This window comes from Phytopseudomonas seleniipraecipitans (genome assembly GCF_900102335.1).
GTDB lineage: Bacteria > Pseudomonadota > Gammaproteobacteria > Pseudomonadales > Pseudomonadaceae > Aquipseudomonas > Aquipseudomonas seleniipraecipitans.
The window spans coordinates 130,986-145,725 of record NZ_FNBM01000005.1 but is presented as its reverse complement, the minus strand read 5'-3'; the positions used below and the strand labels follow the sequence as shown (position 1 = coordinate 145,725).

The following is a 14,740-nucleotide window of genomic DNA, read 5'->3' as shown; positions in this document are numbered from 1 at the left end:
GGCTTCAAGCTCCGAGCTTCAAGCTACAAGTCATTGTCTGCGAATTCACCCAGGATGGCCGCGTGACGCTGGCGGCCCATTGCAGCTGTCAGCCGTAACGACCGGTGATGTAGTCCTCGGTCTGCTTCTTGGCCGGGTTGGTGAACAGTGCATCGGTATCACCGAACTCGATCAGTTTGCCCATGTACATGAACGCCGTGTAGTCGGAAACTCGCGCCGCTTGCTGCATATTGTGGGTAACGATGACGATGGTGTACTTGGATTTGAGTTCGTAGATCAGCTCTTCGACCTTCAAGGTGGAGATCGGGTCGAGCGCCGAGCAGGGCTCATCGAGCAGCAGCACTTCCGGCTGCACCGCCACGGTACGGGCGATGACCAGACGCTGCTGCTGACCACCGGACAGACCCAGGGCCGAATCATGCAGACGGTCCTTGACCTCGTCCCACAGCGCCGCGCTCTTCAGGCCCCATTCCACGGCTTCGTCGAGTACGCGCTTCTGGTTGATGCCCTGAATACGCAGGCCGTAGACCACGTTCTCGTAGATGCTCTTGGGGAACGGGTTGGGCTTCTGGAACACCATGCCGACGCGACGACGCAGCTCGGCGACATCCTCACCCTTGCGGTAGATGTTGCGGTTGTCGATGTTGATCTCGCCTTCCACGCGGCAGCCATCAACCAGATCGTTCATCCGGTTGAAGGTACGCAGCAGGGTCGACTTGCCGCATCCAGACGGGCCGATGAAGGCGGTCACGCGCTGCTTGGGGATGTTCATCTTGACGTCAAACAGGGCCTGCTTGTCGCCGTAGTACAGGTTGAGGCCCGGTACTTCGATGGCCACGGTTTCGTTGGCCAGGTTCAGGCTCTGCTTGTCGCGGCCAAGGGCCGAGATATCGATGCCGTGGGAAGCGGTTTCGTGTTGCATGAATAATCTCCTTCGGGGGCTACAGGCTTCAAGCAGCAGCGCGGGCCGGCTTTCGCCTGGGCCTCGCGCTACGGCCTGCAGCCGCCTTAATGATCCAGGGCCTTGTACTTCTCGCGCAGACGATTGCGCAGGTAAACGGCCGTCAGGTTGAGCGTCGCAATCACTATTACCAGCAGCAGCGCGGTGGCGTAAACCAGAGGCCGTGCTGCCTCGACGTTGGGGCTCTGGAAGCCGACGTCATAGATGTGGAAGCCCAGGTGCATGATCTTCTGGTCGAGGTGCAGGTACGGGTAGTTGCCATCCACCGGCAGGCTCGGCGCCAGCTTGACCACGCCCACCAACATCAGCGGTGCGACCTCACCGGCGGCACGCGCCACGGCGAGAATCAGGCCGGTCATCATCGCCGGGCTGGCCATCGGCAGCACCACGCGCCACAGCGTTTCGACCTTGGTGGCGCCCAGCGCCAGCGAGCCTTCACGCAGCGCCCGCGGAATCCGCGCCAGGCCTTCTTCAGTAGCGACGATCACCACCGGCACAGCAAGCAGCGCTAGGGTCAGCGAGGCCCACAACAGGCCCGGCGTACCAAACGTCGGCGCCGGTGCAGCCTCGGGGAAGAACAGGCGGTCGATCGAACCGCCCAGCACATAGACGAAGAAGCCCAGGCCGAATACGCCGTAGACGATCGCTGGTACGCCGGCCAGGTTGTTCACCGCAATACGGATGGTGCGCGTCAGCGGCCCCTGCTTGGCGTATTCGCGCAGGTAGATCGCCGCGATGACGCCGAACGGCGTGACGATGACGGCCATGATCAGGGTCATCATGACGGTGCCAAAGATTGCCGGGAAAATGCCGCCCTCGGTGTTCGCTTCACGCGGGTCGTCGCTGACGAATTCCCACAGTTTGCTGCCATAAAAGCTCAGCTTCTCGAAACCGGACATCGCATTCGGCCGGAACGCGCGTACCACCTTGCCCAGGCTGATTTCCAGCTCGCGGCCATCAGCCGAACGCACGGTTACGCTGTCGCGGTTGAACTGCTGATAACGGGCATTCAGCTCTGCCTCCAGCACCTTGTATTCAGCATCCCAGCGGGCACGTTCGACGGCGAGATCGGCCTGAGCGGCGTCGGTCAGGCTGCCGCTCAGCTCGAGCTTGCGAGTCTGCAGACGGACGCGCTCGAGACCGGCGTTGATGCGGCCGATATCACGCTTCTCCAGGCGCACGATCTGGCTGTGCAGATCATCGACGCGGTCGATGCGCTTCTGCAGTTCGGGCCAGGCGGCATCGCCCTCGGCAACCAACTTGCCCGCTTCCTTGACGTTGAGCAGGTAGCCGTAAAAGTTGCCCCACTCACGACGTTCGAAGGCGGTCAGGTCGGCCGGCGTGCGTTGCTCACCGAGCCATTCGCCGACGACCCAGGAGAAGTCTGCGCCGTACAGATCGCGGTTACCGACCTTGAGCAGCTCGCGGGTCATGAACTCGCCGCCATCGACGTTTACCGGCAGGCCGGCAGAGGCCAGGCGGGCACGGGGAATCTCTTCCTTCTGCACCACTTCGCCGGCCATGATCTTGGCTTCCTGCCCCGGGATCTGGTAGCTGGCTTCGATGATGTCGGCAGGCCAGAAGTGGCCCAGGCCGCGGGTGGCGATCACTGCCAACAGACCGAGGGTCATGATGATGGCGATCGATACCGCACCGGCGTTCATCCAGATCCACGGCGAACCGCTCTTGACCCAGGTTTTTAGATTGTTCTGTTTCACGGACATGGTCATTCAGTCCTCAGAGCGAAGCGTACTTGACGCGCAGGCGCTGACGCACCAGCTCGGCCAAGGTATTCATGACGAAGGTAAACGACAGCAGCACCAGGGCGGAGAGGAACAGCACCCGGTAATGGGTGCCGCCGACTTCCGACTCGGGCATTTCCACCGCCACGTTGGCCGCCAGGGTGCGCAGGCCTTCGAAAATGTTCATGTCCATGATTGGCGTGTTGCCGGTGGCCATCAGCACGATCATGGTTTCGCCAACGGCGCGGCCCATGCCGATCATCACGGCCGAGAAGATGCCCGGGCTGGCGGTCAGAATCACGACGCGGGTCAGGGTCTGCCACGGCGTGGCGCCCAGGGCCAGAGAACCAAAAGTCAGGCTCTTCGGCACGCTGAACACGGCGTCTTCGGCGATCGAATAGATATTCGGGATCACTGCGAAGCCCATGGCCAGGCCAACTACCAGGGCGTTGCGCTGGTCGAACGGAATGCCCAGGTCATTGCTCAGCCAGCCGCGCATGTTGCCGTCGAACAGCCAGTTCTCCAGGTACCCGCTCATGCTCAGCGAAACCACGCCAACCAGCAGGATTACCGGAATCAGCAATGCAGCTTCCCAACCATCCGGCACGCGCAGACGTATCGACTCAGGCAGGCGACTCCACAGGAATCCGGCCAGCAGAATACCGATGGGGGTGAATATCAGCAGGCTGAAGATGCCCGGTAGATGCCCCTCCACATAAGGCGCGAGGAACAGGCCGGCGAAGAAACCAAGGATCACCGTTGGCAGCGCTTCCATCAACTCGATGACTGGCTTGACCTTGCCGCGCATGGCCGGGGCCATGAAGTACGCCGTGTAGATTGCTGCCGCAATGGCCAGTGGCGCTGCCAGCAACATGGCGTAGAAAGCAGCCTTGAGGGTACCGAAGGCCAGTGGCGCGAGGCTCATCTTCGGCTCGGCGTCGGTGTTGGCCGAGGTCGATTGCCAAACATAGGCCGGCTTGTCGTAGTTCTCGTACCAGACCTTGCCCCACAGCGAGCTCCAGGAAATTTCCGGGTGCGGGTTGTCGATCAATACGCGTTCGATCTTACCATTGGCTTCAATCAGCGCACGGTTGGCGCGCGGTGACAGCGCGGCTATGTCATGACCATCCGCGACCTGCTCGACCAGCAGTGTGCGGTGCGCGGTGCTGTGGAAGATGCCCAGATTGCCCTTGTTATCCAGGGCGATAAAGCCCTTGCGGCGCTCTTCCGAGATGATCTGGGTAACCGGGTTGCCGGCCATGGTGAATTCGCGCACGGGCTTGAGCGACGACTTGCCGTCTTCGTCACGCACCATGAACCATTGCTGGATACCGCCGGTGCTGTCGCCGGTCAGCAAGGAGATGCCGCCCAGCAGCGAGGTCGCATAGGTGATTTCGCGAGCGCCGTCGTTGAGCAGCTTGTAGCGACCATTGAGCGCCTTGTTGCGCAGGTCGAACACATCGGCAGTGGCGCGGCCGTTGATCACGTACAGCCAGTGCTGACGGGGATCGATGATCAGTTCCTTGATGGGCTCGGCAATCTGCGGCAGCGACAGGCGCTCTTCGCTGACCTCGACCTCGCCGGTCATCATGTTTTCTTCGCGGCTCAGGCTCAGCGCCTGCAATTCGCTACCCACGGAGCCAGCGACCAGCAACGTGCCACTGTTGACGCTCAGGCCCATGTGGTCGAGCGGACGACCTTGCGGATCGATGGTCAGTGGCGCCTCACCGAATGGATAGATGATCGCCGGCGAGATGGTCTTGACGTCATTCGGGTAGGAGATGCGATAGGTGTGCTCGAATACCAGCGCCTGGCCATTGGACAGACCAAGGGCGACCCGGTGGCTCCCCGGCTGATCTTCACCCACAGACACCACTTCCACGCCGACCGGCAGTGGCAGCTCGACACTGTTCAACGCCTCCATGCTCTTGGCATCGAAGAACTGAATCTTGCCGTCACGCCCGAGGCGCATACCAACCTGGTTCTGCTCTTCGAGCGCCATCAGCAATGGCGTGCCGGCATCGGCCAACCAGGCGGGCTGAATGGCGTCACGCTTTTCCAGATCGGCGCCCTGGAACATCGGCAGCACGACATAAGCGAGGTAGAAGAAGATCAGCGTGATGGCGCCCAGCACGGCCAGGCCGCCGATCGACACGCACCAGCGTGCCAGGCGGTCCTTGAAGGCGCGTATACGCCGCTTGCGTTGCAGGGCTGGAGTATTGAAGTCCAGCCCGAGGGAATTTGGAGAGGCGGTCATGGGTTCACTTGCCAAGTCATTCATAGTGGAGAGCGTCTCTGCGCGGCCATGAGCGCGCCGTATTTTTCGTCTGTTTCACGAACCCGGTCAATCTAGCCTGCTTGTGTGACAGAAAAGTTACAGCAAGGTGACGCAGCGAAGCCCGCCACTCCAAAGGAGAGGCGGGCTGCGAGATTGCTCAGAGCAGTAGGCTTACAGGCCCAGCTCCTTGCGGGTCTTCTCGACCACTTTGGCAGGCAGCGGGATGTAGCCGTCCTTGACCACGACATCCTGGCCCTGCTTGGACAGGATCAGCTTCAGGAACTCGGCATCCAGCGGGCTCAGCGGCTTGTTAGGCGCCTTGTTCACATAGATGTAGAAGAAGCGAGCCAGCGGGTATTTGCCGGACAGAGCGTTGGTTTCGTTGGCTTCCTCGACTTCACCCTTCTTGTTGACCAGGGGAACGGCGCGGACGCTGGCAGTGCGGTAGCCGATACCCGAGTAACCGATGGCGTTGACGGTGCTGGAGATCGATTGCACCACGGAAGCCGAACCTGGCTGCTCGTTGACGTTGGACTTGAAGTCACCTTTGCACAGAGCTTCTTCCTTGAAGTAGCCGTACGTGCCGGATACCGAGTTACGACCGAACAGCTGGATAGGCTTGGCCGCCCACTCGCCGGTCAGGCCAACTTCGCCCCAGGTTTTCAGTTCCTTGGGTTCACCGCACAGACGGGTGCTGGAGAAGATCGCGTCGACCTGCTGCATGGTCAGTTGCTTGATCGGGTTGTCCTTGTGCACGAACACGGCCAGGGCGTCGATGGCGACCGGGACAGCAGTCGGCTTGTAGCCGTACTTCTGCTCGAAGGCCTGAATTTCGCTGTCCTTCATGGCGCGCGACATCGGGCCGAGGTTGGCGGTGCCTTCAGTCAGCGCGGGTGGCGCCGTGGAAGAACCAGCAGCCTGAATCTGGATGTTCACGTTTGGATAGGACTGCTTGTAGCCTTCCGCCCACAGAGTCATCAGGTTGGCCAGCGAGTCGGAACCGACGCTGGACAGGTTGCCCGATACGCCCGACGTCTTCTCATAGGTCGGCAGAGCCGGATCGACAGCGGCAACCGCGTTGGCAGTTGCAACGCCCGCTGCAACAAATGTCATGGCCGCCATCAAACGCTTCAGTTTCATGCCTTGCTCCTAGCAGAGTGGTAATCATTGGAAGGCTGGCTTGCCGTAGTCGTAGCGCCCGGTCTACCGCCTTCTCACGATTTGGGTCGTGTTGGGTGTTGGTTGGAACGGGGCCCAGTATCGTCAGCCGGTGTGACCACTCTATGTACGTAATATGACAGTTGGATGACGACGATGAGAGGCTTCTAAAAGTTAGAATCCGGGTGCACGCGCGCCTGCAACGCGCTAAGGTCGCGGTGCGACTACCCAGTCGGTATACTTTCCCAGCCCGCATTCTTGGGCCCACCAACGCGCCGCGAGCCGTGAATAGATGAAAGATTTGGAACAGGAAGACCCGATACCGCAGGGCGATCTGGCATTGCAGATCACCGCGCTGCCCCGTGAGACCAACGGTTTCGGCGACATCTACGGCGGCTGGCTGGTTTCGCAGATGGACCTGGCTGGCACCGCGATGGCGAGCAAGGTCGCTGCGGGTCGAGTGGCCACCGTGGCCATCGACCGCATGGCCTTTCTGGTTCCGGTCGCGGTTGGTGCACAGCTGTCGTTCTATACCCAGGCACTGGAGATCGGCCGCAGCTCGATCCAGATGCTGGTCGAAGTCTGGAGTGATGACCCGCTATCCAGCGAATGGCGCAAGGTTACCGAAGCGGTATTCGTGTTTGTCGCCATCGACGGCAGCGGCCGCACTCGCGCAGTACCTGCTCGACGCTAGCGACGACCGCCCAGGCATTGAACGGGCTGTGTGGCCGCCCTGTCGGCAAGCGCAGCGTGACGCCGGCATTCGCTCAGCGAGGGTCTAGCGACCTTGCCCGAGCAATTCACCTATCCGCGAACGATCCGCCGCGAAGCTGCTTTCAGCCTTCTTGCGCATCGCCTGATGCCGTTCGATTTGCTGCTTGAGGCGGACCTGCTCATCGCGCTGACTGACAATCTGGCCAAGCAACTGTTCGGGCACCTGGCGCCCGGCGCGCTCCTGATCAGCTGCCTGCTTCTGCAGGTTGGCTTGCTGCAGACGAGCAGCCTGCAAATTGCCCGTGGCCACACCGATCAGCCCGTCCAGTTCGGCCAGCTTGCGGGCGCGAGCACGATCAACGTCCTCGGGGCTGCTGTACAGCCGCAGTAACTGGGCATCCGACTTGGCACGCTCGCGATCGGCCAGCAGCTTCTGCAACTCCTCGGGCGTCGGCGCTGGCGGCACCACGCGTACCACACGGCCCTGGTCGTTGAGCACCTCATAACCCTTGGCAATGAACTCGCTAGGCACGCCCTGACGGTCGATCACCGTGACGCCCTGGGCATTGGTGTATCGATACATCTCGGTGGCGCCCACCCACAGGGGCAGCAGCAGGCCGAGCCACAGAGTACGACGCAGGACGGGCGATCTGGACATGGAACGCGCTCTCTCGGCTTGTCGGGTCAGATGCCGTATTCGGCTCGATAGGCCTCGACAGCAGGCAGGAATTGCTTCAGTTCAGCATCATCGGCCAGATATTCCAGCACCTGCTGCAGCGAAACGATGCTCACGACGGGAATGCCGAAATCGCGCTCCACCTCTTGAATCGCCGACAACTCGCCGCGGCCACGCTCCTGACGGTCCAGCGCGATCAATACGCCTGCCGCCTGAGCGCTCTGCGCCTGAATGATCTGCATCACTTCGCGAATGGCAGTACCAGCGGTGATCACATCATCGATGATCAGCACTCGGCCGTTGAGCGGAGCGCCAACCAGAGTGCCGCCCTCGCCGTGATCCTTGGCTTCCTTGCGGTTGAAACACCAGGGCAGGTCGAGATCATGGTGCTCGGCCAGCGCCACGCCGGTACTGGCTGCCAGCGGAATACCTTTGTAGGCCGGACCGAACAGCACGTCGAATTCGATACCACTGTCCACTACCGCGGCGGCATAGAAACGTCCAAGACGCGCCAATGCCAAACCGCTGGCAAACAAGCCGGCATTGAAGAAGTAAGGACTGACGCGCCCCGACTTCAGCGTGAACTGGCCGAAGCGCAAGACGCCTCGCTCGATGGCAAAACGAATGAAATCGCGCTGATACGTTTGCATGAATGACCCTGAGGCGGCACTGGATGTGGCTTGGAATTACTAAATGGCGTCTAGCTCAGGTATCATACACGCACGTGTTTTTGGGGGCCATTTATGCGGATCATTAGTGTGAACGTGAATGGTATTCATGCTGCAGTCGAGCGCGGTTTGCTCAGTTGGCTGCAAGCACAGAATGCCGACGTGATCTGCCTGCAGGATACCCGTGCCTCCGCCTTTGAGCTGGACGACCAAGCCCTCCAACTGGATGGCTATTTCCTCTATGCCTGCGATGCAGAAGTGCCGAGCCAAGGTGGCGTGGCGCTCTACTCGCGGTTGCAACCCAAGGCGGTAATCAGCGGGCTCGGCTTTGAAACAGCCGATCGCTACGGGCGCTACCTGCAGGCAGATTTCGACAAAGTGAGTATCGCCACGCTGCTGCTGCCATCGGGCATGGGCGGTGACGAGAACCTGAATCAGAAATTCAAGTTCATGGACGATTTCTCCAAGTACCTGGACAAGCAGCGCCGCAAGCGCCGTGACTACATCTACTGCGGCTCGCTGTATGTCGCCCATCAGAAGCTGGATGTGAAGAACTGGCGCGACTGCCAGCAATCGCCCGGCTTCATGGCGCCCGAGCGTGCCTGGATGGACGAGATCACCGGCGCGATGGGTTATATCGACGCCGTACGCGAGGTCAATCGCGAGGCTGACCAGTTCAGCTGGTGGCCGGATAACGAACAGGCTGAGATGCTCAACCTGGGCTATCGCTTCGACTATCAGTTGCTCACCCCGGGCATGCGCCGTAGCGTACGCACCGCGCGCCTGCCGCGTCAGCCACGCTTCTCGCAGCATGCGCCGCTGATTGTCGACTACGACTGGACGCTCACCGTCTGATCGTGATGTAGCCGATGTCGCCATTGAAACGCCCCGACCTGTTCGGGGCGTTTTCATGTGTGCGGCTGTATGGGGAAAATCGCCAGCAACTGTGGCGTGTCAGCCAGGACCATCCGCGCTAGCCTGCGAATCCGCATTCCACCACCATACAAGGCCGCGCATCATGACACCCAAGGACATTCTGCTGGCAGCCGTGGTGATCGTTGCCTGGGGCGTCAACTTCGTGGTGATCAAGGTCGGCCTGGAAGGCGTGCCGCCGATGCTGCTCGGCGCGCTGCGTTTCATGCTTGCCGCCTTCCCGGCCATTCTCTTCATACGCCGCCCGAACATGCCGTTGCGCTGGCTGCTCGCGTACGGCCTGACCATCTCGCTGGGCCAGTTCGCCTTCCTGTTCTCGGCCATGTATGTCGGCATGCCTGCGGGCCTGGCGTCGCTGGTATTGCAGGCGCAGGCGTTCTTCACGCTGGGTTTCGCTGCCTTGTTCATTGGCGAGAGAGTGCGCCGTAGCAATCTGATCGGGCTGATGATCGCTGCGGCGGGGTTACTGCTGATCGGCAGCGAAAGCGGCCGCAGCTTCACTCTGGCCGGCTTCGTACTGACCCTGTGCGCAGCGGCCATGTGGGGACTGGGCAACATCGTCACCAAACGCGTTGGCCAGGTGAATCTGGTCAGCCTGGTGGTATGGGGCAGCCTGATTCCACCGCTGCCCTTCCTGGCGCTGTCGCTGATGCTGGAAGGACCTGAGCAGATAGAAACGGCGCTGCGCAACATTTCTCTCAACTCGCTGCTGGCCATCGCCTACCTGGCGTTCATCGCCACCCTGCTCGGCTACGGTTTGTGGAGCCGCTTGCTGTCGCGTTACCCGGCCAGCCAGGTTGCGCCCTTCTCGTTGCTGGTGCCGGTAATCGGCCTCAGCTCAGCCTGGCTGCTGCTTGGCGAAGGCCTGAGCACTGCGCAATGGATCGGGGCTGGGGTGGTGATGCTCGGCTTGCTGATCAACGTTTTCGGTGCACGTCTGCTGCGGCAATTGCGCGGCGCTACCGCCTGATCGACGGCCACCCGGACCCGTAGCTTGGGTAGAGCGCCGCGAAACCCGGGGAGCAGTTTTCGCTAAAGCCGCGGAACACAGCCGAGATTGCCCTCTGCACATCGCTGCGCTCAGTGACAGGCTACGAAAGTGTGCCCGGGCGCCGCTCAGTCGACCCGCTCGAACTTCAGGTCCCATACCCCATGCCCCAGGCGCTCACCGCGGCGCTCGAACTTGGTCACCGGGCGTTCAGCCGGGCGCTCTACGCAGCGACCGTCTGCGGCTTGGTTGCGATAGCCGGGAGCGACGTTCATCACCTCCAGCATGTGTTCGGCATAGGCCTCCCAATCGGTGGCCATGTGCAGCACGCCGCCTACCTTGAGCTTCTGGCGCACCAGCTCGGCAAACGCCGGCTGGACGATGCGACGCTTGTGATGACGCGCCTTGTGCCACGGGTCCGGAAAATACAGCAACACACGGTCCAGGCTGGCATCGGCTACGCACTGGCGCAGCACTTCCAGCGCATCGCAGCTGTAGACGCGAATATTGCTGAGGTTCTGAGTCATCACCCCGTTGAGCAACGCGCCGACTCCCGGCTTGTGCACTTCCACGCCAATGAAATCCTGCTCAGGCGCCGCTGCCGCCATGTCCAGGGTGGAATGACCCATGCCGAAACCGATCTCAAAGGTGCGCGGTGCCTGGCGACCGAATACCGCGTCGAAATCCCGAGCACCATCGGCCAGCTCCAGGCCGAACTGCGGCCAGCCCAGATCGATGCCGCGCTGCTGGCATTCGGTCATGCGGCCGGCGCGCATCACGAAACTCTTGATCGCGCGCATGTGCCGTGGGGTTTCATCGGCGGGGGTTTGTTCGATATCGCTCATGGGGTACTCAGCAACGCAGGCGTTAAATGGATAAAGGGAGAACAGTTGTATAACGATCTTGCGAGCCAGAGCCGTGCAAGGCCTAGGCGGCCCCGCAAAAACAGGCGAGGAATGGTCAGAGTCGCGGGCGACTGTACTTTTGTACATGAGCTTTCCTAGCCTGTTTTCAACGCCGCAGGGCCGACGCGCAGCTGATCGTGGACGACTTAGCGAATCACGCCGTCGAGGGGCGACGAGGCGCTGGCATAGAGCTTCTTCGGCATGCGCCCGGCCAAGTAGGCCAAACGGCCCGCTTCGATGGCGTACTTCATCGCTTGGGCCATCAACACCGGGTGCTGGGCGTGGGCGATGGCGCTGTTCATCAGCACCGCTTCGCAGCCGAGCTCCATGGCAATGGTGGCGTCGGACGCGGTACCCACGCCGGCATCCACCAGCACTGGAACGGTCGCTTCCTCGAGAATGATGCGCAGGTTGTAAGGGTTGCAGATACCCAGCCCGGTACCGATCAATCCAGCCAGTGGCATCACCGCGATGCAGCCCATTTCCGCCAGTTGCCGGGCGATGATCGGGTCATCGCTGGTGTACACCATCACGTCGAAACCTTCCTTGACCAGCACTTCGGCGGCCTTGAGGGTTTCGATCACATTGGGGAACAGAGTCTTCTGGTCGGCGAGCACTTCCAGCTTGACCAGCTTGTGGCCGTCCAGCAGCTCACGCGCCAGGCGGCAGGTGCGCACGGCTTCGACGGCGTCGTAACAACCAGCCGTGTTGGGCAGGATGGTGTAACGGTCAGGCGAAATCACGTCGAGCAGGTTGGGCTCGCCTGAGTTCTGGCCGATATTGGTCCGTCGCACGGCCACTGTGACGATCTCAGCGCCCGACGCCTCAATGGCGGCGCGGGTCTCGTCGAGATCCTTGTATTTACCGGTACCGACCAGCAGGCGGGACTGATAGGTACGGCCGGCCAGGGTGAAGGGCTTGTCGCTGACAACGTGGCTCATTGGAGTTCCTCTGCACAAGAGATGGGGTGGATGCGGCGCAGGGCTTCAACCGCCGCCGATGGCGTGTACCACTTCGAGACGATCACCTTCGGCCAGGGCGGTAGTCGCGTATTGGCTGCGCGGGACGATATCGAGATTGCGCTCGACCGCCACGCGGCGACCGGTCAGCTCCAGACGCTCGATCAGGTCCGCAACACTGGTCCCATCGGGCAGCTCAAGGGGTTCACCGTTCAACTGGATATGCATGGCAACACGTCACAACAGGAGAAAGGGCCGGCATTCTAGCCCGATCATCAGCGATGACCAAGGCGCAGGCCGGCCATTCGTCTCAGGCCATGCGCCAGGCGAGCAGCCCGAGACAGGCCCAGCCGGCCAGCAAAGCCAGGCCGCCGAAGGGTGTGACGATACCCAGCTTGCTGATGCCGCTGAGGGTCAACAGATAGAGGCTGCCGGAAAACAGCAGGATACCGACGGCGAAGAAACCGCCGGCCAGATTGACCAGCCGGCCAGGTGCAACCAGAGCAAGAATGGCCACCCCCAGCAGCGCCAGCGCATGGATCAACTGGTACTGGACGCCGGTCTGAAACACCGCCAGGTAGTCGGCGCTCAGCCTGCTCTTCAATCCATGCGCCGCGAAGGCACCCAACGCGACACCGGAGAAGCCAGCGAAAGCCGATAGCAGCAACCACAGACGAACCATCGTTCAGCACCGTTCACAGCAATGGATGCGCCAGTTTACGCCTACAGATACGCCGGTGCGCGCTCACGATTGCCGCACTCATGTGTAGCCTTGCCCGCAAAGGCGCCGGGAACCGTATAATGGCCGGCCAACCCAGCCTGGCTCCCTGCGCATGCTCCGCTCCATTCGCCGCCTCCTGCTGAAGCTGATGTTCTGGTTCATCGCCGGATCGTTCCTGCTGGTGCTCGCCCTGCGCTGGGTTCCGCCGCCAGGCACGGCACTGATGGTCGAGCGCAAGATCGAATCCTGGATCGATGGCAAGCCCATCGACCTGCAGCGCAGTTGGCGTTCCTGGGATCAGTTGCCGGACGACCTGAAAATCGCGGTGATCGCCAGCGAAGACCAGAAATTCGCACAGCACTGGGGCTTCGACGTCGACGCGATCAAGGCTGCGGTGTCGCACAATCAGCAGGGCGGTTCAGTGCGCGGCGCCAGCACCCTGAGCCAGCAAGTGGCCAAGAACCTGTTTCTCTGGTCGGGCCGCAGCTGGCTGCGCAAGGGCATAGAAGTCTGGTTCACCGGGCTGATCGAGCTGCTCTGGTCCAAGCAGCGCATCCTTGAGGTCTACCTCAACAGCGCCGAATGGGCTGATGGCGTGTTTGGTGCGGAAGCGGCGGCGCAGCATCATTTCAACACCGGCGCCTCCTACCTGTCGGCGCGCCAGGCCAGCCTGCTGGCAGCTGTGCTGCCCAACCCGCTGCAGCTCGATGCCGGCCGTCCCAGCGGTTACGTCAACCAGCGCGCCAGCTGGATCCGCCGACAGATGCGCCAGCTCGGCGGCAGCCACTACCTGAACCAGCTTGAGGCGCCGCGCCCAAACTAGCGGCCCAAGTAAATAGTCGCTCCCGGGATTTGCGCTCTCTCAATGAGCTGCATAAGGGCGTAGAGGCCTGTCGTAGGGTGGACGACGCTTCACCCGCCCACCGCTCTACCATCGCAATGGTGGACAAAAACAGCGTTGTTCACGCTACGTCTGAGCCCATCCCGGTAGCCTGCGGTTGAGCGCAGCGATACCCAGGGAAAATACTGCAGACACGAAAACGCCCCGAACAGAGTCGGGGCGTTTCTGGTGCTGCGTAGCGGAATCAGGCCGCGATGGAGCCCTTGAGCTTGTTCATCGCGTTCTTTTCCAGCTGGCGAATACGCTCCGCCGAAACGTTGTACTTGGCCGCCAGCTCGTGCAGCGTAGCCTTCTCTTCCGCCAGCCAGCGCTGTTGGAGAATATCGCGGCTGCGCTCGTCGAGCGCTTCCAGCGCCTCGTGCAAATTGGCGCTCGAGGTATCGCTCCAGTCCTCGTCTTCCATCTGCTTGGCCGGGTTGTAACGATCGTCTTCGAGGTACTGAGCCGGCGACTGGAACGCGCTTTCGTCATCGGCATCAGCAGCCGGATCGAAGGCCATGTCATGACCGGTCAGGCGACTTTCCATCTCGCGCACTTCACGCGCCTCGACACCCAGGCTCTCGGCCACGGCGTTGACTTCGTCGTTGTTCAGCCAGGCCAGACGCTTCTTCTGGCTGCGCAGGTTGAAGAACAGCTTGCGCTGCGCCTTGGTGGTCGCGACCTTGACGATGCGCCAGTTGCGCAGGATGAACTCGTGAATTTCGGCACGAATCCAGTGCACGGCGAACGACACCAGGCGCACACCCATTTCCGGGTTGAAGCGCTTGACCGCCTTCATCAGGCCGACGTTGCCTTCCTGAATCAGGTCAGCCTGTGCCAGGCCGTAGCCGGAGTAACTGCGCGCGATATGCACGACAAAGCGCAGGTGGGCCAGCACCATCTGGCGGGCGGCCTCAAGATCCTGGCTGTAGAAGAGATTACCGGCCAGTTCACGCTCCTGCTCGGGCGTCAGCAGCGGAATGCTGTTGACCGCATGCACGTATGCTTCCAGGTTTGCGCCTGGAACCAGAGCATGAACAGGTTGCAAAGAAGTGGACATTTGAATCCTCCGATTCACGAAACGTACCCAGTGTAGCACTGCGCAATATGACCGGAAGCCACCATCCTGGTTCACCGATCAATAGTCAATATTAACC

The 14,740-nt window shown here is 61.4% G+C and carries 15 protein-coding genes; 4 read left to right on the top strand and 11 right to left on the bottom strand.

Translation table 11 applies throughout. The features are described from left to right. Positions 1-88: 88 nt before the first annotated feature. The 4 genes from pstB to BLS60_RS12605 all read right to left on the bottom strand — a co-directional run bounded on the left by pstB (position 89) and on the right by BLS60_RS12605 (position 6,121). On the bottom strand, positions 89-922 hold the full coding sequence (gene pstB, locus BLS60_RS12620) for a phosphate ABC transporter ATP-binding protein PstB (protein ID WP_070881002.1): 834 nt from the start codon (positions 920-922) through the stop codon (positions 89-91). Positions 923-1,008: 86 nt separating this feature from the next. Continuing rightward, on the bottom strand, positions 1,009-2,679 hold the full coding sequence (gene pstA / locus BLS60_RS12615) for a phosphate ABC transporter permease PstA (protein WP_092368932.1): 1,671 nt from the start codon (positions 2,677-2,679) through the stop codon (positions 1,009-1,011). 19 nt (positions 2,680-2,698) lie between these two features. Then, entirely contained in the window at positions 2,699-4,984 is a 2,286-nt protein-coding gene (locus tag BLS60_RS12610) for an ABC transporter permease subunit (RefSeq protein ID WP_092368547.1), read from the bottom strand. Positions 4,985-5,152: 168 nt separating this feature from the next. Next, positions 5,153-6,121, bottom strand: a complete 969-nt coding sequence (locus BLS60_RS12605) for a PstS family phosphate ABC transporter substrate-binding protein (protein WP_070881004.1) — start codon at positions 6,119-6,121, stop codon at positions 5,153-5,155. Positions 6,122-6,431: 310 nt separating this feature from the next. On the opposite strand from BLS60_RS12605, the gene BLS60_RS12600 reads away from it, so the two are divergent. Next, positions 6,432-6,833 carry an acyl-CoA thioesterase gene (locus BLS60_RS12600; RefSeq protein ID WP_070881005.1) on the top strand — a complete coding sequence of 134 codons (402 nt, stop codon included), beginning with the start codon at positions 6,432-6,434 and terminating at the stop codon, positions 6,831-6,833. 84 nt (positions 6,834-6,917) lie between these two features. Here the strand turns inward: BLS60_RS12600 and BLS60_RS12595 are convergent, their stop codons facing one another. Together BLS60_RS12595 and pyrE are read right to left on the bottom strand one after the other, a co-directional pair. Further along, the gene (locus BLS60_RS12595; protein WP_070881006.1) at positions 6,918-7,511 is read right to left on the bottom strand and encodes a DUF4124 domain-containing protein; all 594 of its coding nucleotides are present in this window, start codon (positions 7,509-7,511) and stop codon (positions 6,918-6,920) included. A 26-nt stretch (positions 7,512-7,537) separates the two neighbouring features. Continuing rightward, positions 7,538-8,179: an orotate phosphoribosyltransferase gene (pyrE, locus tag BLS60_RS12590; RefSeq protein WP_092368544.1), complete on the bottom strand. Its 642-nt coding sequence runs from the start codon at positions 8,177-8,179 to the stop codon at positions 7,538-7,540. A gap of 93 nt (positions 8,180-8,272) precedes the next feature. Between pyrE and BLS60_RS12585 the strand changes: the two genes are divergently transcribed. Further along, the gene (locus BLS60_RS12585) at positions 8,273-9,052 is read left to right on the top strand and encodes an exodeoxyribonuclease III (RefSeq protein WP_070881008.1); all 780 of its coding nucleotides are present in this window, start codon (positions 8,273-8,275) and stop codon (positions 9,050-9,052) included. A 163-nt stretch (positions 9,053-9,215) separates the two neighbouring features. Further along, positions 9,216-10,100, top strand: coding sequence for an EamA family transporter (locus BLS60_RS12580; RefSeq protein ID WP_070881009.1), 885 nt, complete (start codon positions 9,216-9,218; stop codon positions 10,098-10,100). 146 nt (positions 10,101-10,246) lie between these two features. Here BLS60_RS12580 and trmB read toward each other — a convergent pair whose 3' ends face one another. The 4 genes from trmB to BLS60_RS12560 all read right to left on the bottom strand — a co-directional run bounded on the left by trmB (position 10,247) and on the right by BLS60_RS12560 (position 12,664). Continuing rightward, the gene (gene trmB, locus BLS60_RS12575; RefSeq protein WP_092368541.1) at positions 10,247-10,963 is read right to left on the bottom strand and encodes a tRNA (guanosine(46)-N7)-methyltransferase TrmB; all 717 of its coding nucleotides are present in this window, start codon (positions 10,961-10,963) and stop codon (positions 10,247-10,249) included. 206 nt (positions 10,964-11,169) lie between these two features. After that, positions 11,170-11,964, bottom strand: a complete 795-nt coding sequence (locus BLS60_RS12570) for a thiazole synthase (protein ID WP_092368538.1) — start codon at positions 11,962-11,964, stop codon at positions 11,170-11,172. A gap of 45 nt (positions 11,965-12,009) precedes the next feature. Next, positions 12,010-12,210, bottom strand: coding sequence for a sulfur carrier protein ThiS (gene thiS, locus BLS60_RS12565; protein ID WP_092368535.1), 201 nt, complete (start codon positions 12,208-12,210; stop codon positions 12,010-12,012). Between the two features lie 82 nt (positions 12,211-12,292). Then, a complete protein-coding gene (locus BLS60_RS12560; RefSeq protein ID WP_092368532.1) occupies positions 12,293-12,664 on the bottom strand; it encodes a DUF423 domain-containing protein in 372 nt (123 codons plus the stop codon). Between the two features lie 151 nt (positions 12,665-12,815). On the opposite strand from BLS60_RS12560, the gene mtgA reads away from it, so the two are divergent. After that, complete coding sequence (gene mtgA / locus BLS60_RS12555; RefSeq protein ID WP_070881014.1) at positions 12,816-13,526, top strand: monofunctional biosynthetic peptidoglycan transglycosylase; 711 nt, start codon at positions 12,816-12,818, stop codon at positions 13,524-13,526. 262 nt (positions 13,527-13,788) lie between these two features. Here the strand turns inward: mtgA and rpoH are convergent, their stop codons facing one another. After that, positions 13,789-14,643 carry an RNA polymerase sigma factor RpoH gene (gene rpoH, locus BLS60_RS12550; RefSeq protein ID WP_070881015.1) on the bottom strand — a complete coding sequence of 285 codons (855 nt, stop codon included), beginning with the start codon at positions 14,641-14,643 and terminating at the stop codon, positions 13,789-13,791. Between the last annotated feature and the right edge of the window lie 97 nt (positions 14,644-14,740).

Excerpts from the sequence above, each read along its gene's own strand:
- rpoH (WP_070881015.1), bottom strand. The coding sequence starts at position 14,643 with ATGTCCACTTCTTTGCAACCTGTTCATGCTCTGGTTCCAGGCGCAAAC.
- pstB (WP_070881002.1), bottom strand. The coding sequence starts at position 922 with ATGCAACACGAAACCGCTTCCCACGGCATCGATATCTCGGCCCTTGGC.
- thiS (WP_092368535.1), bottom strand. The coding sequence starts at position 12,210 with ATGCATATCCAGTTGAACGGTGAACCCCTTGAGCTGCCCGATGGGACC.
- trmB (WP_092368541.1), bottom strand. The coding sequence starts at position 10,963 with ATGAGCGATATCGAACAAACCCCCGCCGATGAAACCCCACGGCACATG.
- mtgA (WP_070881014.1), top strand. The coding sequence starts at position 12,816 with ATGCTCCGCTCCATTCGCCGCCTCCTGCTGAAGCTGATGTTCTGGTTC.
- BLS60_RS12595 (WP_070881006.1), bottom strand. The coding sequence starts at position 7,511 with ATGTCCAGATCGCCCGTCCTGCGTCGTACTCTGTGGCTCGGCCTGCTG.
- BLS60_RS12585 (WP_070881008.1), top strand. The coding sequence starts at position 8,273 with ATGCGGATCATTAGTGTGAACGTGAATGGTATTCATGCTGCAGTCGAG.
- BLS60_RS12560 (WP_092368532.1), bottom strand. The coding sequence starts at position 12,664 with ATGGTTCGTCTGTGGTTGCTGCTATCGGCTTTCGCTGGCTTCTCCGGT.
- BLS60_RS12570 (WP_092368538.1), bottom strand. The coding sequence starts at position 11,964 with ATGAGCCACGTTGTCAGCGACAAGCCCTTCACCCTGGCCGGCCGTACC.
- BLS60_RS12580 (WP_070881009.1), top strand. The coding sequence starts at position 9,216 with ATGACACCCAAGGACATTCTGCTGGCAGCCGTGGTGATCGTTGCCTGG.
- pyrE (WP_092368544.1), bottom strand. The coding sequence starts at position 8,179 with ATGCAAACGTATCAGCGCGATTTCATTCGTTTTGCCATCGAGCGAGGC.
- BLS60_RS12610 (WP_092368547.1), bottom strand. The coding sequence starts at position 4,984 with ATGAATGACTTGGCAAGTGAACCCATGACCGCCTCTCCAAATTCCCTC.
- BLS60_RS12605 (WP_070881004.1), bottom strand. The coding sequence starts at position 6,121 with ATGAAACTGAAGCGTTTGATGGCGGCCATGACATTTGTTGCAGCGGGC.
- BLS60_RS12600 (WP_070881005.1), top strand. The coding sequence starts at position 6,432 with ATGAAAGATTTGGAACAGGAAGACCCGATACCGCAGGGCGATCTGGCA.